2 protein-coding genes and 1 pseudogene are annotated in these 3,116 nt (G+C 73.2%); 1 reads left to right on the top strand and 2 read right to left on the bottom strand.

All coding sequences use genetic code 11. The annotated features are described in order from the left end of the window. Window positions 1-383 precede the first annotated feature (383 nt). On the top strand, window positions 384-1,631 hold the full coding sequence (locus ACWDX7_RS28365) for a calcium:proton antiporter (protein ID WP_451488366.1): 1,248 nt from the start codon (window positions 384-386) through the stop codon (window positions 1,629-1,631). Window positions 1,632-1,709: 78 nt separating this feature from the next. Here ACWDX7_RS28365 and ACWDX7_RS28370 read toward each other — a convergent pair whose 3' ends face one another. Both ACWDX7_RS28370 and ACWDX7_RS28375 read right to left on the bottom strand, forming a co-directional pair. Continuing rightward, complete coding sequence (locus ACWDX7_RS28370; RefSeq protein ID WP_451488367.1) at window positions 1,710-2,573, bottom strand: YhjD/YihY/BrkB family envelope integrity protein; 864 nt, start codon at window positions 2,571-2,573, stop codon at window positions 1,710-1,712. Between the two features lie 175 nt (window positions 2,574-2,748). After that, window positions 2,749-3,116 (bottom strand): annotated as a pseudogene (locus ACWDX7_RS28375) (hypothetical protein); the annotation flags it as partial.

The following is a 3,116-nucleotide window of genomic DNA, read 5'->3' on the forward strand; positions in this document are numbered from 1 at the left end:
CTGCGAGCGGCGACTGGCCGGCTACAAGCGCCCCAAGTCCGTCGACTTCATCGAGACGATGCCGCGCGACCCGAACGGCAAGCTGTACAAGCGGCGCCTGCGCGACCCGTACTGGGAAGGCCACGAGCGCGCGGTGTGACATACGGCCATTCGTCGCGGACGTGGTCGGGGGTCGTGGACGTGTGCGGGGTCGTGGACGTGTGCGGGCGGGGCCGGGGCGATCGCCCCGCCCGGCCCGCCCACGCGCCGCCGCGCGCCGACCGCGGGGAGACGGCGGCCACGGCGGCCGCCACGCCCGGCCATCACGTGAGAAGTGCCACGTCAGAGCGGTGCGCGCGGTGGTGGCGCCGCATCAGGGGAGCAGTTCTGGCAACTTGGCTGATATGAGTACGGCTACGCACCGATCACCCCTGACCGACTGGACCGTAGTGGTCCCCGTGGTGGCGTTCGTCGCGCTCGCCTTCAGCTGGGGGCGCGATCTGCCCGCCGTCGCGGTCGCCCTCGTGTCCCTGTGCCTGGCGGGCGCGGTGCTGGCGGCGGTCCACCACGCCGAGGTGGTCGCCCACCGGGTGGGTGAACCCTTCGGCTCCCTCGTCCTGGCCGTCGCCGTCACCGTCATCGAAGTGGCCCTCATCGTCACCCTGATGGCCGACGGCGGCGGCGAGACCTCTGCGCTCGCCCGCGACACGGTCTTCGCCGCCTTCATGATCACCTGCAACGGCGTCGTCGGCCTGTCGCTGCTCGTCGGCGCCCTGCGCAACCGCGTGGCCGTCTTCAACGCCGAGGGTTCCGGCGCGGCCCTCGCCACCGTCACGACCCTCGCCGTTCTCAGCCTCGTGCTGCCGACCTTCACCACCAGCAAGCCGGGGCCCCAGTTCTCCACCGCCCAGCTGACCTTCGCCGCCGTCGCCTCGCTCGCCCTGTACGGGCTGTTCATCGCGGTCCAGACGGTCCGGCACCGGGACTACTTCCTGCCCGTGGACACCGGGCCGCACGGCAAGGAGACGGTGGGCACGGGGGCCGGACCCGCGCCGGTGGGTCCGGCGGTCGGCCGGGCTGTGGGCACTGCCGGGGGTCGGGCTGTGGTTGCGGCACCGGCGTCGGGTCCGGTCGCGGGTCCGGCAGCCGGCCCCGTCCCGGATGCGGAGGAGGCAGCCCACGCCGCGCCGCCCACCTCCCGCGCCGCCCTGATCAGCCTCGGCCTGCTGCTCGTCGCGCTCGTCGCGGTCGTCGGCAACGCCAAGGCCGTCTCCCCGACCATCGAGGCGGGCGTCGCGCAGGCCGGCCTCCCGCACGCCGTCGTCGGTGTGATCATCGCCCTGCTCGTGCTGCTGCCCGAGACCCTCGCCGCTGTCCGGGCCGCGCGCCGCGACCGCGTCCAGACCAGCCTGAATCTGGCCTACGGCTCGGCCATCGCCAGCATCGGTCTGACCATCCCGGCCATCGCCCTGGCTTCCATCTGGCTCTCCGGCCCGCTGCTGCTCGGCCTCGGCCCGATCCACATGGTGCTGCTCGCGCTGACCGTCGTGGTCAGCGCCCTCACCATCGTGCCGGGCCGCGCCACCCTGCTCCAGGGCGGCGTCCACCTCGTCCTCTTCGCGGCCTTCCTCTTCCTCGCCGTCAGCCCGTAGGCGCCACCTTCAGCCGCGGCGAGGTGCGGGGTCCGGTTCGCGGAACCGCGAGGCACCCCGTGCTCCTGCGGCCGCGGGTCAGTCCGGCCGGCCGGGCTCCGTACGAGGGGGATCCCAGCGCTCAGAAGGCACGAGTCCGCTCCGGCGCAGGCGCTCCAGTGCGAGGTGCTCGTGGAGCAGGCGGCCGAGGAGGGCGCCGCCGTAGACCACGAAACCGACGCCGACCAGCCACGACTGGACGACCAGCAGGGTGCCGAAGGGGCCGTACGTCACGGCGTTCGAGGCGATCAGCGGGGAGAAGACCAGCTGCGAGAAGAGCCGCAGCCCGACCAGTCCCACGCTGGTCGCCACCGCCCCCGGTACCAGCGCCCGCCAGCGGACCCGGCCGCCGAGCAGCAAGTGCTGCGAGCCCAGGAAGAACAGGCAGGTGCCGATGAAGTCGCCCACCGCGCCGATGACGGCCCCCCATCCCCTCTCCGACGGCGCGGGGATCTGTACGAGCAGCGCGAGATAGCAGACCAGCAGGCCGAGCCAGACGACGTGCCGCCACATCGTGTGCCAGCGGGCGGTCGGCAGGTCCCAGACCTTCTCGTAGCCGGTCTGCACGGCCCATCCGAAGGTTAGGCCGAAGACGGCGAGCGCGGCCATTCCGAAGGCGGTGGTCCGTTCCAGCGCCAGGTCGGCCGCGCTGAACAGCATCTCCACCCGGTCCCGGGAGGTCTCCGTCACGCCGAGGGCCTGGCCGATCCAGCGGCCGAAGCCCGAGCCGCTGCCGGGCGCCGCGGCGGCCACGACCACCAGCAGCGGCACCAGGGTGAGGAACCCGAGGGCGGCGAAGCCCATCGCCCGGTGCATCAGTTCCATCTCCCGGCCGCGGTTCCAGGCCAGGCCCGCGACGGAGCGCTGGAAGCGGTCGTGCAGCCGCCGGAGGATGGAGATCACGCCTCATGCACTACCCGCGAGCACGCACGCGGTCCCCGGACCTGCCTCCAAATGGGCTCGAAGGGGTGGTTTCAACCGCCTGAAGGCGCCTCCCGCCCCCCTGCCCTCCCCGCTCTCCCTGCCCTCCCCGCCCTCCCCGCCCTCCCGGCCGACGCTCGCCGGACGCCGCCCCTGCCTACCGGCCGAGCAGCGAGCCCAGTGTCACGCCGTACCGGGTGCGCAGGCGCCGTATCTCCCACAGCGAGAGGGCGGACACCGAGAGCGGGCCGGCCAGCGAGAAGGCGTAGAGCACGATGGGCGGTGCCGCCACGTCCGGGCCGTCGAAGAGCTGGAAGCCGTAGAGGGACCACACCAGCAGCGGGGAGAGCAGGGCGGGCAGCAGCTCGTGCACCTCGCCCGTGCGGAAGCAGGAGTTCAGGCCGGTGACGGCGGCGGCCAGGGTGAAGAACACGGCCGCGACGAGGACGGCCGCGCACACGAGTGCGGCCGCGGCGAACAGCAGGCCGATCAGGAGACCGGTGAAGATCGTACCCAGAACGCTGC

The organism is Streptomyces sp. NPDC003034 (genome assembly GCF_053591375.1).

Excerpts from the sequence above, each read along its gene's own strand:
- ACWDX7_RS28365 (WP_451488366.1), top strand. The coding sequence starts at position 384 with ATGAGTACGGCTACGCACCGATCACCCCTGACCGACTGGACCGTAGTG.